Origin of the sequence: Carboxylicivirga sediminis, from assembly GCF_018156225.1 — a bacterium.
In the GTDB taxonomy this organism is placed as follows: Bacteria; Bacteroidota; Bacteroidia; order Bacteroidales; family Marinilabiliaceae; genus Carboxylicivirga; species Carboxylicivirga sediminis.
Map to the genome: position 1 here is coordinate 93,671 of NZ_JAGTAR010000021.1, position 17,707 is coordinate 111,377.

9 protein-coding genes are annotated in these 17,707 nt (G+C 38.5%); 1 reads left to right on the forward strand and 8 read right to left on the reverse strand.

Annotated elements, in window-relative coordinates; genetic code table 11:
• Nucleotide 1 precedes the first annotated feature (1 nt).
• The 8 genes from KDU71_RS14025 to KDU71_RS14055 all read right to left on the reverse strand — a co-directional run bounded on the left by KDU71_RS14025 (nt 2) and on the right by KDU71_RS14055 (nt 14,069).
• Nucleotides 2–1,159, reverse strand: coding sequence for a TlpA family protein disulfide reductase (locus KDU71_RS14025; protein WP_212191717.1), 1,158 nt, complete (start codon nt 1,157–1,159; stop codon nt 2–4).
• Between the two features lie 149 nt (nt 1,160–1,308).
• Nucleotides 1,309–2,274 carry a hypothetical protein gene (locus KDU71_RS14030; protein WP_212191718.1) on the reverse strand — a complete coding sequence of 322 codons (966 nt, stop codon included), beginning with the start codon at nt 2,272–2,274 and terminating at the stop codon, nt 1,309–1,311.
• A gap of 112 nt (nt 2,275–2,386) precedes the next feature.
• Nucleotides 2,387–3,838, reverse strand: a complete 1,452-nt coding sequence (locus KDU71_RS14035; protein WP_212191719.1) for a RagB/SusD family nutrient uptake outer membrane protein — start codon at nt 3,836–3,838, stop codon at nt 2,387–2,389.
• A 14-nt stretch (nt 3,839–3,852) separates the two neighbouring features.
• Nucleotides 3,853–7,365 carry a SusC/RagA family TonB-linked outer membrane protein gene (locus KDU71_RS14040; RefSeq protein ID WP_212191720.1) on the reverse strand — a complete coding sequence of 1,171 codons (3,513 nt, stop codon included), beginning with the start codon at nt 7,363–7,365 and terminating at the stop codon, nt 3,853–3,855.
• 191 nt (nt 7,366–7,556) lie between these two features.
• The gene (locus tag KDU71_RS14045) at nt 7,557–8,708 is read right to left on the reverse strand and encodes a FecR family protein (RefSeq protein ID WP_212191721.1); all 1,152 of its coding nucleotides are present in this window, start codon (nt 8,706–8,708) and stop codon (nt 7,557–7,559) included.
• A 340-nt stretch (nt 8,709–9,048) separates the two neighbouring features.
• The gene (locus tag KDU71_RS23215) at nt 9,049–9,171 is read right to left on the reverse strand and encodes a hypothetical protein (protein WP_262898265.1); all 123 of its coding nucleotides are present in this window, start codon (nt 9,169–9,171) and stop codon (nt 9,049–9,051) included.
• Nucleotides 9,172–9,216: 45 nt separating this feature from the next.
• Complete coding sequence (locus KDU71_RS14050) at nt 9,217–9,768, reverse strand: RNA polymerase sigma factor (RefSeq protein ID WP_212191722.1); 552 nt, start codon at nt 9,766–9,768, stop codon at nt 9,217–9,219.
• Between the two features lie 125 nt (nt 9,769–9,893).
• Complete coding sequence (locus tag KDU71_RS14055) at nt 9,894–14,069, reverse strand: two-component regulator propeller domain-containing protein (protein ID WP_212191723.1); 4,176 nt, start codon at nt 14,067–14,069, stop codon at nt 9,894–9,896.
• A gap of 343 nt (nt 14,070–14,412) precedes the next feature.
• On the opposite strand from KDU71_RS14055, the gene KDU71_RS14060 reads away from it, so the two are divergent.
• The gene (locus tag KDU71_RS14060) at nt 14,413–17,532 is read left to right on the forward strand and encodes a glycoside hydrolase family 2 TIM barrel-domain containing protein (protein WP_212191724.1); all 3,120 of its coding nucleotides are present in this window, start codon (nt 14,413–14,415) and stop codon (nt 17,530–17,532) included.
• The last annotated feature ends 175 nt before the right edge of the window (nt 17,533–17,707 follow it).

The window sequence follows — 17,707 nt, forward strand, 5'->3', positions numbered from 1 at the left end:
TTTATTGTAATAGTTCATCAATCATTTCGTATAGGCCTTCCCCCTCTTCGCCTTCGCCAACCCAACGTCCAAGAATTTTACCATCTTTGTCTATCAATAGCTTAGTTGGAAAACCACTAACATTGTACTTGAGTACCCAGTCTACATTCTTTTTATCGTTATTAATCACATTGTGCCACTCCATTTGATGGTTATCAATGGCAGCTTGCCAGGCCGGAACATTTCTATCCTGGGCAATCCCAACAACTTCAAGCTGGTCTTTATACTTCAGGTAGTATTCTCTCAGATGTGGCATACCATCCATACACGGCCCACACCAGGTTCCCCAGAAATCGATGACCACATACTTACCTCGTAGGCTTTTCAAATTAAATTCCTTTCCATCAGGGGTGTTCGAGCTCACAATATCAGGTGCTGTTTCACCCACCTTTGTTGAGCGAAATCCATTTAAGCGCTCGTTTATTTCCTGAAAATAGGCTGTATGCTTATAATCATCTGAGAAATTATTAAACAAAACGTCGATACGTTCCATTGGCAGTTGATTGCGTAAGGCCATATCCGACAGCATCCAAACTGCGGCTAACTCTTGGGGGTTATCAGCAATAAACTGCTCTTTCATGGCAATCGCTTTTTTAGACAGTTCTTCTGCTAATCGCTCTGCTTCTGCCTTTTGATCACCTTCTAGTTTCATGGCCTTGAGCGTATTGTTAACGGACTCATTCATAACCGGATAAATTGCCCTATTTAATGCGGATAGCCCTTTATTGTACTTATCACTTTCCGAATAAGCATTAACAAAGTCAGACAGCTCGCCCGTCACCTTAATGTCAGCTCCCGGATAAACAAATACAGCCAGAAGAGATGACTTAACTGGAATGTAGCCTCTATCAGCCCATTTCACAACACGATCAACACCTGTTGAAATGGTGATGTGTGTTACCCTATCAATAGCTGAACTGAACTCGAACGATTCGTTAGTGACAGGTATTTCCTCCCGACGATAGCCATTGGGATCACTCTCATCGGTGATGATAGCCATCATTTTTTCCGAATCCAGACCTTTGATAGTGCCATGAATTCGAAATATGTTGTTTTGTGCACTTAACCCCACTGAAACAAGCCATAAAGTGCAAATTAGAAAAGTTACAGATTTAGTCATTTAAAATGCGTTTATAACCTACTGTACAATTACTCAAGCCTGAGTATTGAAACACACATAAGTTATGGTTAGAAATAAATTAATTAACAATGGTAGCTGGCATTAAAAAATGCCATGGCAAATAGTGCCATGGCATCATCATACTAACACTAATTCCCGGGATAAGGTCCTTCACCCCTAATATCTTCCGGCCAATCTTTACCATCGGCGCGTGTTACGCGAGCTGTTGCCCACTCATCATAACCAGCTGTATAAGTATACGTCCATGTGATATCACATGTAGGACCATTAATATTGGTTATTTCCCACATGGTGCTATACGATTCTTCCAAAATAATTTGGTTTGCACAATTTTGATCGAATAATCCTGCAGGGAATTTATTACCATTCCACGAGGTTCCAAACTGACAATCATCAATGGTATACTCTCCGAAATAAGAAACACGTGTGATAGTGACTGTACCCGTTTGCCCTACAGCCCCTGTTGCTCCCGCTCCTTTATCAATAATTTCGTAGTTTAATACACCTGATAAGTCATTTGGACAGTCATCACCCGCTTCAACACCAAACATGTAATGGCAATGAGTACCTGAGCAATCGATTCGTGTATCAGTTACCTTTCCACTAGCATCAGTTATGACCCATTTAAACTGTATTAAATCAGTAGCAACAAGTTTGTCAGGTCTATTTGTATCAACCAAATCTGACTCAAATAATGAGTAAAGTTCATCAATGGTTGCGGTCACCTCCAGTTCGCTAAAGTCAGGCATATCAGTGAATGTTTTAAACAACTTACCATTTTCACCGCCATGAAGAAGGGTTTCATCTCCATCTTTTTCATAAAAATAGGCATACACTTCCAGCTTAATAACCATATCTGCATCAGCTTCTGAAGCAGGAAGCACTGATGCTACAAATTTTACCTCATCATTTAAAAAAACCTTTGCGTTATTAAGAAAAACAAAATTTTTGTTTTCTCCTGGTGTTACAAAGGTCATTGCCTCCTGTTTCCAAGAAAAATCATCTTTTGAAAAGGTCTCTTCATCACAGGAAGAGATACCTGAAAGCAGCAGAATAACCGCCATTAATATGGTTATATATCTTGTATATTTCATCTTATTAATTTTTTGATTGTTGCTTATAAAAGAGTTCCCCGGCACTGTTTTTACATCTAAAGCACAATGCATAAGCCAGGGAAGACTCTTTTTTATAATAATTCACACACAATTAATAATCGTTTTGCTTGGTTTGCCCATTACTTAAGTTCACCACTGCTTCATTCAATGGACGTGCATACAGGCGTGAACCAGGCTCAATCACATAGTCGATTGGCGCGGCCTCCAAATTCACCTGATTACCATCGAGGGGATAGAACTTCCGGCGGATAGTGATATTATCAACTTCCGGATCAACATTAATACGGCGAATATCGTACCAGCGAATGGTAAACGGCATTTCCCGGCGTCGCTCATCAATCACCGTCTGAATCGCATCTTTTTTGTTGGCAGGAAGTGCCAAAGGAGCATAATCGGCTGCTGCAAAACGATTGATCCTAACAGCCTCAACATCGGCCATGGCACCTGCTATATCACCTTTACGCGCCTTAGTCTCTGCATTAATCAAATACATTTCGGATGTAGAGGCTCCGGCAATATACTCCCCAAAGTTACCTCCTTGAATATAGCCTACATATTGGTTCTCAACAAAGCCGTAACGTAATAAATAGTTCTCAACCATAAACATTTCATAACGTTTATCCTGGGGATCATATAAATCCAATAATTCCTGACTTGGTAAGGATTTCCAATGCGGATTTGACAAAGAACGGTTCATGTATTGTCCCTTCCAGAATTTTAACCATGCATCCCTGAATGGATAATAAGTATTGGTCATTGGGTAAGCAATACCACTGGCGTCCTCAACAGTATAAAATTCAGCATCGTAATCAATCATGTCAGAGTGTACACTCAATGCACTCGCTGCATACTGAGCTGCTTTATCAAATTGCCCCATATATAGGTAATAACGTGCTGCAAAAGCCTCAACAGCAGCTGTGCTCGCTCGCCAGTTATGCTCCAAATCTACATCTATCTTCAATGCTTCCTGTAAGTCGGCTTCAATAAAACTATAAGTATCGGCAAGTGAAGCGCGTGTTAAGTTTTCTTCAAAGTCGGTTGCTGTTCTGATAGGCAATCCAGGCTCATTAGCATTGGCTTCACTTGGGTGCAAACAATAGTTTAGAGCCAGGGCAAAATATTCTGTAGCTCTTAAAAAATGAGCTTCCGCTTTCAGTTGCTTCTTAAGCTCTTCTGAACCTGTAATGCTGTTTTCATTAAGCACCTTAATTGCATAGTTACACAGCCACACGGTTCTATATCTTCCATTCCATGCAAAGTCATTGGCATTTTCAATTCGTGTATTAAACAAGTATTGTTCTATAATATTAAACGAGAACGTATTAGGTAGCTCATCAAACACTTCCAGTGGTATTTCAAAATTATCTGTACAGAAGAAATCCGGATCAGAATAGTAAGAATATGAAACCCCATTGAATAATTTATCTAACTCGTCAGCTGTTTCCAGCGTTTTATTACTTGATTTCTCAGGCGCCTCGTCAAGAAAGCTATCACAAGCCACAAAGGTTGCACCTAATAACAATAACAATAATATCTTTTTCATAGTACAGTCCATTTTTAAAATCCTAAATTAAATCCGATGGTGTATGATGCCCCTGGATTGAAGCGGTTCCCTTTAATATATTCAGGATCAATTCCTTTATCATTAGCTGTCCAAATAGTTCCCAAATCGCGTGCATGAGCAAACACTGTCAGCTTATCCAAACCAAGAGATGAAGCAATGCGATCCGATAACTTATATCCCAGATAAAGTTCCCTTAGCCTGATATGACCAGCATCTTCAACCAATGTGTTTAAATCGGGTGCATACCATCCCCAACGATAACTGTAAAACTCATACCCATTAGGCAAGTCCGGAATACCCATTTCATCAGCTTTGCCTTCCATCAAACCATTTAGGTCTTCGTGATAAAAACTCTTGGTACGTGATATCATTCCATAATCGAAGCTTGAACGGCGGAATACATGGCCAAACTTACCGGTAATCAGCGAGCGGAATGTAAACCCTTTAAACTGAAGCGTATTGCTCCAACCAATAACTGTTGGCGCAATAAATGTGCCCATATTTCTTAATACCTCTTGCCCTTGCTCTCCATTGGAGCCAATGTTTTCATTCATGGTATAGGTAATGCCATTTTCACCAACTATGGTAGGCAGGTTGTCTTCATTCATACCACCATATACCCATGAATAGGCTGGGGCAACAGGTTCTCCTTCCACAAATCGATAACCTGGAATTGTTCTGGGGTAAATATGTGCTACCTGAAGTGAAAGCACTTCACTGGTGTTGTAGGAGTAATTAAGTCCTGTATTATATGTTAAATCGCCAAACTTTAGGTTAGCATTCAGGCTCATTTCAAATCCTTTATTCGACACTTCAGCTACATTAAAAGTCTGCAGTGTTGAACCATAGGTTGGAGCTACCGAAACGCTGGCCAGCAAATCTTCACTTTGCTTGTCATACACTTCAAACGAACCATATAGCAAGCGATTAAATAGAGAAAAATCAACGGCCACATTCAACTGGTTAATACGCTCCCATCTCAGAGTTGGGTTACCATAGTCACTTACATAACCTGAGTGAGCACCTGTCCGCAATGAAGGGGATGATGACAAACTAATAACCGGCACAGTAGATGCGGTCGTTACTGTATTTCCAGAGATACCATACGTGGCACGCAATGTTAGCTGATCCAGAAAATCCACATCGCTTAAGAAGGATTCTCTCTTGGCATTCCAGCTTCCACCAATTGACCAGAACGGTGAGTATCTGAATTTAGGATCATCAACAATCATATTTGAGGCATCAGTACGATAACTTCCGGTAAGAGTGTACTTTTGACGGAAAGTATATGCTCCATTGGCAAAGAACGAGAATAAACGTGTATTGCTGTACCTTAAAAAATGTCCCGTAGGAAGCGAACCTCCATAATAGCTTGGAATAAGCGTATTCCAGTTAAAAGCGCTTGAGCCATATCCATAAGCAGGATGAGCATGGGTATTACTTTCAGGATCATAGCCATATAATATATTTCCATGCCCTTCAGTCACCTTCCAGATATGCTCGGTAGCAGCCACCAGGTTAATTTCATGATCAGTACCAAACTTCTTATCGTAATTGATTTGATTTCTTAAATCGTATGATATGGTTTCACTAAAACTTTGATTAAGAATACCTCCTTTAGGCATATATACCTCAGTCACAGCGTTGTTTAATTCATCGTACTTTACGTTATCATTGGCCATATTACGCACATAGTACGTATCTTCGCCATTGTAATTTTCTGTTTTAGAAGCAAATTTCTCATACTGAAAACTTGGAGAGAAATGCAGGCCTTCAATAATCTTAAAATCTAAACCAGTTTGTATACGGGAATTATTGTAAGTAGTAATATAGTCCCTGTTAAGCATTTCCTCCACCGGGTTGTATCCCCAGTTATCATAGGGTAATCCGTCTGCTGTCTTAGCAATTGGATTCATATAGGCATAATTTAATCCATAGTCAACCTGTGCATAAGTGCCATCGGCATTCATTAGCTTTTCGTATGGTGAAATATCTCTTATAGTTCCCAGGTTACTGCCACTGTTATCTGTTTTCTTCATTTCCGTAGTAATGCCAAAACGCAGGCCTAACCAGTCTTTAAGCTGATAAGTATTTCGGAAGTTAATCAATACTTTTTGGTCACCAGACTCCTTGAAATGCCCCTTTACATTGTTATAAAGAACCGACAAATAATAAGATGCCTTATCAGTACTTCCACTAATTGACACATTGTGCTGTTGAGTAACCGGCTTACGTAGCAGGTATTTCTTTACATCATCTTCATAATTGGTAGCTTTAAGGCGTGCAATGGTAGCATTCAAATCAGCCTCACTAATGGCGCCTCTCTGATGATCCCAATACGCCTGTACACCTTTAGAGTAGACATCGCGGGCATCTACCAGATTATCAGGCACACCCCAATAAGTTCCATAATCATTATCTACCAGGTACTTTTCGTAGGCCAGCTGGTTATCTACCGAAGCGCGCGCCACATTATAGTCCAGATCCAGTTCCTCACCCATTTTAAGGTAAGAGCCCAACTCCACATTAAATTTACCTGAGTTTTTACCTTTTCGTGTGGTGATTACAATTACGCCATTACCAGCTCTAGCCCCCCAAATAGAAGCAGCCGCGGCATCTTTAAGCACTGTAACATTATCTATATCGTTGGGATTAATGGTTGAGAAGTTCCCTTCCACCGGGAATCCGTCCACCACAATTAAGGGTGCTTGCTCACTGTTAATGGTTCCAACGCCACGTATGGTTATTTCATTTTCACCAGTTTGTGGATTATAGGTCTCCTGCAATCCGGTTACATTGCCCTCCAGTGATCGCGCAATCTCCTCATTTGGGCTCGACTCGATATCGGCACGTGTCATCACACTGTATGAACCAGTTGCACGTTCTTTCGAAATCTTCGTTAAACCGGTGGCATATACAATCACCTCGTCCACAGAACTCACAGCTGGCACCAATTTAATAGCAAATGAGGAGGATGCACTAAATGGTCTCTCCTGATCTTCATAGCCAATGTATGAAAAGGCCAATGTTCCACTTTGCTCCTCAACCACAAGCGTGAAAGTTCCCTTCTCATCAGTTACTGTCCCCTGTGCAGTACCTTTAACTGCAACATTGACTCCCAGAAGCGGTTCATTGTTTTCAGCATCGACGATAAATCCTTCCAGATAAATTTTATTTTCCTGCTGAGCTTCTTCTTCAATGAATACTGTCTTCTGCGATGGCTTAATAACAATGTAACCATCAACAATACGAAACTCCATATCCGCATCTTCCAATACCTGCCGGTACAACTCTTTCAATTCGAAGGTGCCTTCTTTCACAACTACCTCTTTGTTGATATCCATCTCATCATTGCTGAGGATCGTAATCAACCCTGTTTGACGCTCCACTTCCTGGAAGAGTTCTTTGTAGGTTGTTTGGGCTTCGCTTACGTCCACCTTTTGTGCCCAGCTGGCAGCCGACACCTGTAGTAATACTCCAAATAATAGAATAACGCTAATCCGCATAGCTAACAGCATTTTACGAGGCACTTGAAATAAGGTACAACAAGTCCTCCACTTTTGTAAACTTTTCATAGATTTGTAGATCTAATGTTAATAACTGCCGGAATTGACTTTGGCGAGACAGTCCGGTTATTGATTTTAGTACAGAGGAGGGTGCGCTAACACTCTCCTTTTATCTTGAATATAATAACGCTTTAGTACATAGCTTTAATTAGTACTGCCTTATTATTTACTTCCATTTTTACTTTTGTTGTTTCTTCAATCAGGTTAATAAAAAATTCAAAATTTGTTTCGCGCTTGACTGCTCCTGTAAACCGTTTACTTTTCACATCTTCGTTGGCAAAGAAGAAATCAACATCGTACCAGCGGCCCAATTTGTCAGCCATTTGCTGCAGGCTCATCTCTTCAAAACGGAAAATACCATCCTTCCAGGCGGTGTAAAGTTCCACATCCACCTCATTAATAAACACCTGCTTATTAACTTTGTTTACCTGTGCCTGCTGACTTGGCTTAATCAGCACTTCACGGCCATCAACAATCACTGCCACACTGCCCTCTACCAAGGTCGTTTCTGTTACCTTGTCACTATCGTAGCTCATGACGTTAAATTGTGTTCCATACACCTTTACATCAGATGTAGTAGTTTTCACCAAAAACGGCTTTTCCTTGTTTGTTGCAACATCAAAAAACGCCTCTCCGGTTAAAAATACTTCACGTATATGGCTGTCGAAACTAACGGGATAGGTTAAGGATGATTCGGAGTTAAGCCATACTTTAGTGCCGTCGGACAGTACCAGCTGGTATTCGCCACCGCGGGGAACACTGATGGTATTAAAAGTTTTTTCTTGACTATTAGCATCATAAGTCAACACATCCATTGAATCCACCCCAATAACAATTCCTTCATCATTGGTAATGGCTAATTCATCTTTTGCATCCAGCTCTAACAGCTCACCGTTAGCCAGTCTCAGCACCGCCTTTGACTGCCCCGGAACAATCTGATGAGCTGTCTCAACTGTATGCCAGACTTTCCCAGAAAAATAAAGAACACCGATTGCCAGACCTAACGGCAATACTATAGCAGCCGCCAATTGCAACCACTTTTTGTAGTTGTTCATCTTTTCTTGGTTCAATGACCTGTTAATCTGTTCCCACGATTGCTCTATGTCCTTTTTACTGATTTCCACTTTATCATTGGCATAGTTGCTTTGCAGCTTTTTGTAATACGTTTTGTTTTTGTTGCTACTTTGCAACCATTCTTCAAAACTGGCAAGTTCTTCCTGGTTAGCTAATCCATGAAGTTTTTTCCAGATAATTAAATAATCTATTTCTCTTTTTATGCGCATGGTTTTATTTGTTCATTCACTATTAAGACTCATTGGCTGGACATATGGTCGACAAAAACTTCATTTTTTTTGAAATTTCTTAATCCTGATTTCTCATGAACCTATTTCAGCATACCATTAAGCTTTCACAAACCTAACCTATTCCTTAATCAAACGATATTACTGTAATATTACCGCGAAGAATATAAATTCACCCAAGTCATTATATGCACATTAGAGATGCACCGCCTCAAACTTATTAACATATTCATTTAAACCAATGCGAAGGCTTGCCTTATAGGCAATCTTTTTATTCCATTTTTTCACCTCTGACCTGACATTTTTAAACCTTTTTACTTGTTTATCGAACAGCACTTGAATCTTCTTCGTACCATGTTCGAATCAGCTTCGATCCACATTCGCCATGCGCGTATACCGAATATGGATCGATTAAGGTACGAAGCATATACGAAGGTAGATCCATCGGTCATCGAAGAAAGTGTAAACCACATCGAATAAGAACAATCCCCTATAGGAAAAAGACCAACAGTGTACGATCAAATAAAAGGTTGCGCAATTTAAGCTTGGCTCTACCCAGCTGTGTTTTAACGGTACTGATCGAAATATCCAGATCCTCAGCAATCTCATTCATCGTAAGTCCATGCACATATTTAAGCCTGAAAATGCGCTTCATTTCCTTGGGCAGTTGGTTAAGTGCCTCATTTACCTCTTTGACTAATTGGGGCTCCAGCACCTCTTTTTCTGCATGCTCCGACAAGTATGAGTCCAGTATATAAATTTGGTGCTTATCTTTAATTCCAATATTACGCAAGTAACTCAGGCATTTGTTTTTAACAGCGGTATGCAGGTACCACTTCAGCGATTTTATTTCTTGAATGGCTCTTTTCTCCCATAGGGTAATAAACACCTCCTGCACAATATCTTTGCAAGCGTCTTTATCATATAGAAACCTATAGGCAAACTGCATTAAGGTTGGATAATAATTATCGAACAATGAGCGATAAACCTGCTCATTACCACTGCTTAGCTCCTGGATAATTATTTTGTCACTTAATTGCATAAACTGGTATCTGGTGATAACGATCTATGCAAAGAAAAACTTTTTTAATAACAAAAGCTCCAAAATAAGCCTCTATCACTTCTTTTTTTTATTACTAGAATCTACCTAACATGTCTAATCAAACGTTAATCTGAGTTGTATTTGGATACATATTGACTAGGTGAAACGCCATAGGCCTTTTTAAAGCAAGTACTAAAATACTTAGGATCATTAAAACCAACCATATTAGAAATTTCAGAAACAGTAAACGAGTTACTTTCCAGTAAGTCAATGGATTTTTTTAACCTTACATGCCTTATAAACTCATTAGCCGACAAACCAGTTAACGCTTTAATTTTCAGATACAATACAGTATTACTCACCCCCATAAGCCGAGTAAACTCAGGAACTGTGAGGTTAACATCGTCCAAGTGAGTCGTGACCAAATCCTGAGCTTTTTTTAAGAACTCTGCATCTAAAGAATTTGGCATTTCCATGCCAAATTCTTTAGATACATTAGCATGCTCCCCTAAACTAAAAGTATCTCTTAGCTTCTGACGCGTTATTATTAGGTTTTTAATTCTTGCCTCCAGATAAAAAGGTTCAAATGGTTTAGTAATGTATGCATCAGCTCCGCATTCAACCCCTTGAATTTGCTCCTCTATTGAAGAGCGAGCCGTGAGTAATATTACAGGGATATGGCTCGTTCGGATATCCATTTTAAGTTTTCTGCATAATTCCAATCCATTCATCTCAGGCATCATAACATCAGAAACTATCAAATCCGGAAATGCGCCCAATGCCTTTTCCAAACCTTCCTTTCCATTGGCTGCTGTAATGATTCGATAACTTTTTGTTAGATGATCTTCAATAAATTCTCTCACTTCATCATTATCCTCAACCAACAAAACAAGGGGAACATCTATTAACACCTTGCGTTTTTTCTTATTATAGCTATTTTCAGATACAGGTCTTATTTCGTTGCTATTATCAAACCTATTCATCACTGCAGCATTAGCATAGCTGTCATGTATTTCAACGTCGCAATGAGATTGTCTAATAATCGGTATTTTCACTATAAAAGTACACCCTTTCTTAGCATTATTACGAACCGTTACTTCTCCCTTGTGCATATCAACAAAGGTTTTTACTATAGATAGGCCTAGGCCTGTCCCATGTGTCGTATGTTCAATGCCATCTTCGATACGATGAAAACGCTCAAATATTCTCTTTTTCTGTTCATCGGGAATACCTCTACCTGAATCTTGCACATATATTACAACACAATCTTTTTCCTCTTCTAAATCAAGTTTAACGTCTATAGAACCCTTTGAAGGGGTATATTTGAATGCATTAGACAATAAATTATAAAGGATTTTTTCCATTTTATCTTTATCGCAATAGCATATAACTGACTTTATTGACGCTTTAAATGAATAACTTATGGCCTTTTCATGAGCTATAATATTGAAGTTTTCGAAAACATCTTTTACCAAATGTACTATATCAGTTTTCTCAGTGGTCAATACCATTTTTTGATCGTCAATCTTTTGAGTATCTAAAATCTGATTAACCATCCTCATTAACTTTTCTACACTTTTAGTCATAAGGGAATAGTGATACTGACGCTCCTCCTCCGCCATTGTCTTACCATTGCGTCTCAGTTTTTTTAAAGGACCGGCAATTAAGGTCAAGGGAGTCCTAAATTCATGGGAGATATTGGTAAATAAACTAAGCTTCATGCGCTCAATTCTAAGATCGTTTCTCAGTCTGATTCTTGACAAAATATAACGGTAAAGTACATAAGCTATAGCCAGTAAGAGTAAAACGTAGAAGCTATAGGCCAATTTAGTTGCATAAAAAGGCGGATGGATAACAATACTTATCTGTTTTTCCTCATAAACAACAGGATTCAGCTGATTAACTGCTCTTACTTTAAAAGTATATTTACCTGGATTAAGATTTGCGTATGGGATAAGCTTTTGTCTGTCATTTGTAATATGCCATTCCTTATCAACCCCTTCCATTAAATATAATAATTGCAGTTTGAGGTTTGCATGGTAAGCATAGGCCGTAAATTCAATTGTCAGATTATTCTGCTGATAATTTAATTCTACTGAAACGGAGTCATCTTGTAAATCCAGCTTAAGTAAATTATCACTTTGCTTTGCCGGCATACCACTCATTACGTTAAACCTGGTTATTGATATGGATGGCACAAACAGGTTGTCTTTTACATTATCCGGATAAAACTCAAAACATCCATTATTCATCGTCCCGAAAAATAGTTTGCCATCTTTACTTTTAAAAGTTGCATCTATTGTATAGTCCTCATGAAATATTCGAGTGTTTTCAATAAAACTCTCAAAAACCTCAGTAATAGGATTAAAACGATAAATTCCTCTCTGAGTATATAACCATATTTGATTTTTATCATCACTCAAAACGCCACATATCGAATTATGCGGCAAGCCATTTTCCATTGTGAAGCTGGTGAAATATTCATCTTCAATATCAAACTTGTTCAAGCCACGAGCTGTTCCAAACCATATATCACCAGAATCATCAGAACAGATTGAGATGACAGTGTTATTAGAAAGTGCTGTTGAATCTCCTGGCACATGCTCATAGTGACTCATCGTTCCATCTTCAACTGATAACCTGTACAACCCTTTATCACGCTGCGAAAACCAAAGATGATTTTTGCTGTCAAGAAAGATATTATCCACATTCTGTTCCGCAAATCCAACAACCTGATTATCATCACACTTAAAATAACTAACTAAAAGTCTGTTGCGCTTTACATCAACACTTTCAACTTTTGATATACCAGCAGAATGAGTCGCAATCCACAGTTTCTTTTCTGCATCCAATATTATATCTGTAATCCGATCTGCTGGCATATCATTACCATATTCATCCTGATAGTGATAAAACCGATCATCCTTATAACTATAGCGATAGAGTCCTGTTCCATAAGTACCAATCCACAAGTCACCAAGGCTATCTCTACAGAAACTTGTGGTTTCTCCAATGTAGCTTACCCCTTTTGGGGGAGTTGTATTTTTAGTATTTGCATTGTTAAATCGCTCGTAAATGCCATTTTTTTTATTCAATCTATTTAGCCCAAGGCGCGTTCCAAACCACACAAAACCCTCTTCATCTTCATAAATAGCATTGACTCTAAAATGGTCAATACTATTATCATTCAACTCATTAACACCGTATTGAGTAAAACAGCTTTGTCCAACAGATAGCTGATTGACACCATTACCATTCGTTCCGACAAAAACTGCATTAGAACGCTCTGCATATAAGCATGATACATTATTATCACATAGACTGTTTGTATTTCCCGGGTCAACCGAAAAGTAAGCTATTTCAGGCATTGAGTCATACTTAGCATGTGATTGAATTATACCAATACCATTGTTATTAGTCCCAATTAGAATATTACCGTCCTTATCTTCACAAATAGAGGATATATATTTCTCTGTTTCATATGAATCCTTATTAATATCAAGTTGAATAGTTCCTCGAGTTTCGGTAGTTGAATCCCAATAATAGACTGCATTATTGTAGGAACCAATCCATACCACCCCGCTACTATCTTCAAACAAACAGGTAATGTCTTCTTCTTGAACCCATATTCTTTGAATACCTTCACTGCAAGGATCAAAACTATAAATCTGTCCATCCCCTTTCGTAAAAATAATTGCACCAGAATTAATTACTGCATATGAACCAGTTCGATGTAGACCAGAAGATGTCTGCTTTACATCGAAATCATTATACAATTCATAATAAACATTGTAGATACCTCCGGCATGGTCCAGCCTCAATTTGCCTAAGCCCAAATCTGAAAGCCCATAGATGTTCTGCTCACCATTTATTAATTGTAATACTCCATAATTAGAATAGGGAAACTCAATAAGCTCAAAAGATCGGGAAATCACATCAAAAATATATAAGCCGTTAAGTGTACTTAATAGCAAACTTGTATTTGAAAGGGGAATAATCGACTGAGTGTTATTAGCTAATAGTATAGAGTTTGCATCTGTCGCATTCCAACAAAGAACAGTTTGGTATCCATCATACAAAAAGAGTCCTTCATTAGTACCAAAATACATTTGACCATTCGAATCCTGAAAAATACAATTAACACTACTCTGCTTTAAGGCAATATTATCAGTGAGATGGTAAAACGAATATATCCGATGAAAAGCATTGCAATCGGTTATCTTTATTAGAAAAACAATCGCTATAAGCAATATACGGCTGCCTGTTAAACTCATTTTAGTTATGATGCTATATTTAAACACCTTCTTCTTTTTAACATTTCGAAACAAAGATAGTATTCGAATATCATAATTAGCCTGATCTGCTAATCTATTCTCACAAATATCACCAATATATAATGGTCTAAATAGTATAATCTACCTAACTTGAAAAAGCTTTTCATGAAGTAAAACGTTTATTTCATTCCGTAAAAATACCAATCTCAAAACATTGAATGTATGACACTTAAAGATTATTCTACTAAAATAACAGATATTTCAACCATGCCTGAGACCACTAAAAATATATTTGTTAGAAGTAATCACCAAACATTAAAATAAACAGTGAAAACTTAACTAACTATATTACACTTAAAATTACAAAATTATGAAGCACATTTGTCATGTCATCTTATTATTGACATTGTTACCAGTCTTCTCAGCCTATGCCCAAGAAGACTGGCAGAATGAGAAGGTATTTGCCATTAACCGCGAAGTGCCCTATTCAACATTCTACACCTATGCTTGTGAAGCCTCAGCATTACAAAACAATCCTAAAGCATCTCCCTATTATCAGCTGCTCAATGGTACATGGAAGTTTAATTGGGTTAATAAACCCAGTGACCGTCCACAAAAATTTTATACGGAAGAGTATGACGTTTCTGGTTGGGACAACATCCAAGTTCCTTCTAATTGGGAACTTAAAGGCTATGGGAAACCAATATACATTAACACACGTTATGAATTTGAACCAGAAAATCCTCAACCACCAAATGTTCCTACTGACTGGAATCCTGTTGGTTCATACCGCCGTGATTTTTTATTACCTGACAACTGGGATGGACGACAGGTTTTTGTACATTTTGGTGCTGTAAAATCGGCCATGTATCTCTGGATTAACGGCAAAAAAGTAGGTTATTCCCAGGGGTCAAAAACACCTGCAGAATTCGACATCACTCCCTATATAAAAAAAGGTAAAAACAGCATTGCCGTTGAAGTATATCGATTTAGTGACGGAACGTACCTAGAGTGTCAGGACTTTTGGAGACTCAGTGGAATTGAAAGAGATGTCTATTTATACTCCACACCCAAAGTGAGAATCCGCGACTTTTTCTTTCAAGGCGACCTCGATGATCAGTTTAAGAATGCACAAGCAACAGTGGAGGTTGAACTAAAAGCACATGAAAAAACATCTGCCACATACACCCTTGAAGCTAACATTTATGATGGACTTCAAAAGGTGTGGACTTCAAAAAAGAACCTTAAAGTTGCCGGCACTGCATCAACAGTGTTTACGGGTTTGATTAAAGAACCTAAAAAGTGGAGCGCCGAAACTCCTCATCTATATACTTTATCGCTTACTCTGAAAAACAGCTCAGGAAAAATCATTCAGGCAACATCGAACAAAATTGGATTCCGTAAGGTAGAAATCAAAGATGGACAGTTACTTGTTAATGGGAAAGCGGTATTATTTAAGGGTGTGAACCGACACGAACACGATGAATTTGAAGGGCATGTAGTTAGTGAAGAATCGATGCTGCAAGACATTCGCTTAATGAAACAAAACAATATCAACGCAGTGCGTACATGCCATTACCCAAATGATCCCAAATGGTATGACCTATGTGATGAATATGGCCTTTATGTAATAGATGAAGCGAATATCGAATCGCATGGAATGGGATATGGGCCAAAAACACTTGCTAAAGATCCTTCTTGGTTAGATGCCCATATGGATAGAACTGTACGGATGGTTGAAAGAGATAAAAACCACGCCAGTGTAATTATCTGGTCACTAGGAAATGAAGCAGGTGATGGACCGAACTTTGAGGCTACTTCTGAATGGATTCACGGACGTGATGACTCCAGGCCCGTACATTATGAAAGAGCAGGGCTCAAGCCCCATACTGATATATTCTGCCCCATGTACATGAGTATTGATGCAATGGTAAAATATGCATCTAAAAAGCAGGACCGCCCATTGATACAATGTGAATATGCCCATGCAATGGGTAATAGTGTTGGTAACTTCCAAGACTATTGGGATGCAATTGAGAAATACAAGCACCTTCAGGGAGGCTTTATCTGGGATTGGATCGATCAAGGCATTGCAGCATACGATGAAAACGGGAAAAAATATTGGGCCTTTGGAGGAGACCTTGGTGCCGAGAAACATGCGCATGATCAAAATTTTTGTATGAATGGCATTGTTAATGCTGACCGTACTCCCCACCCTTCTTTATATGAGGTAAAAAAGGTTTACCAATATATTAAGATTCGACCATCAGATGAATTCTGCACGAAAGTAAACGTTACCAATTACTATGATTTTATCACACTTAATAATTACAAAATTAATTGGGTGGTAAAAGCCAATGGAACGAATGTACTTAGTGGAGAGTTTTACCCAAGAGATATTCATCCCGGAGAAACTAAATCATTTGACCTTGGTCTTAAAACCATAGACAAAAAGCCTGGATATGAATACTTTGTTCATTTCTCAGTTGTTTCAGTCAATGACCAAGCTCTCATCCCTGCAGGATTTGAACAAGCTAGCGAACAAATAGCCCTGACTTCTCAGCCTGCCCACAATAAAACTATGGCTGACATTATCTCACCAAAAATTTTAGTAAAACAAGATACTGAGCGAGCCACAATAACTTCAGAAGACCTAACGGTTGTATTTGACTTAAAGAAAGGTGAATTAACAACATATCAATATGAAGGGATTAACTATATAAAAGAAGGTTTAACCCCAAATTTTTGGAAAGCTCCTAATGATAACGACCTTGGCTATAATATGCCACAGAAGTACAATGAATGGCGACAGGCAGGCAAGAATAAAGTTGTAAAAAAGACCAACATTCAGAAAGGTGAAAAAAACAGCGCTATTGTAATCTTCGAATTTGATCTACCTGATGTTAAAAGTACATTGACAACAACATACACAATATATGGTAATGGTGAGATAATCGTCGACTACTCTTTTGTCAAAGGTAAAAAAGAGCTCTCGAGAATTCCACGCATTGGTATGATGATGGTTCTAGCAGAAAACTATGAATACCTAGAATGGTATGGACGTGGCCCATGGGAAAATTACCCTGATCGTAAGACTGCCGCATTTATTGACCATTACAAAAGCACTGTAACGGATCAATTCTTTCATTATGCCAGCCCGCAAGAAACAGGATATAAGACCGATACAAGATGGGTAACACTAACCGACAAACAAGGTCGTGGCATTATGATAAAAAGCGATATGCATTTTGGATTTTCGTCACTACACTTTACACCTGAAGATCTAAGCCAAAATCAAAGAGGCTCAAAGCACATGTCAGATATGAAGCCACGAAAAGAAACAGTCATGAACATTGACCACAAAATAATGGGTGTCGGTGGTGACGACTCATGGGGAGCACAGCCCCATAAACAATACTCTATTGAGCCAGGTGATTATAGGTATCATTTTATCATTAAGCCTATTAATTTGCTATCTAATAGTAAATAATACGTTTTACATTATTGATAGTAATGGTATACAGTACTATACCTTCAATATTATCATTTATATCATAAAGGTTTAAAAACAAAGAGGGTGTCCAAAATTGAGACATCCTCTTTTTTGTGTTTTAAAATAGATTTGCTTTTGCATTATTGCTATGCTGCTATGAAGTTGTGCACGG

Coding starts and splice junctions, on each gene's coding strand:
- KDU71_RS14025 (WP_212191717.1), bottom strand. CDS start 1,159: ATGACTAAATCTGTAACTTTTCTAATTTGCACTTTATGGCTTGTTTCA.
- KDU71_RS14030 (WP_212191718.1), bottom strand. CDS start 2,274: ATGAAATATACAAGATATATAACCATATTAATGGCGGTTATTCTGCTG.
- KDU71_RS14035 (WP_212191719.1), bottom strand. CDS start 3,838: ATGAAAAAGATATTATTGTTATTGTTATTAGGTGCAACCTTTGTGGCT.
- KDU71_RS14040 (WP_212191720.1), bottom strand. CDS start 7,365: ATGCGGATTAGCGTTATTCTATTATTTGGAGTATTACTACAGGTGTCG.
- KDU71_RS14045 (WP_212191721.1), bottom strand. CDS start 8,708: ATGCGCATAAAAAGAGAAATAGATTATTTAATTATCTGGAAAAAACTT.
- KDU71_RS23215 (WP_262898265.1), bottom strand. CDS start 9,171: ATGGATCTACCTTCGTATATGCTTCGTACCTTAATCGATCCATATTCG.
- KDU71_RS14050 (WP_212191722.1), bottom strand. CDS start 9,768: ATGCAATTAAGTGACAAAATAATTATCCAGGAGCTAAGCAGTGGTAAT.
- KDU71_RS14060 (WP_212191724.1), top strand. CDS start 14,413: ATGAAGCACATTTGTCATGTCATCTTATTATTGACATTGTTACCAGTC.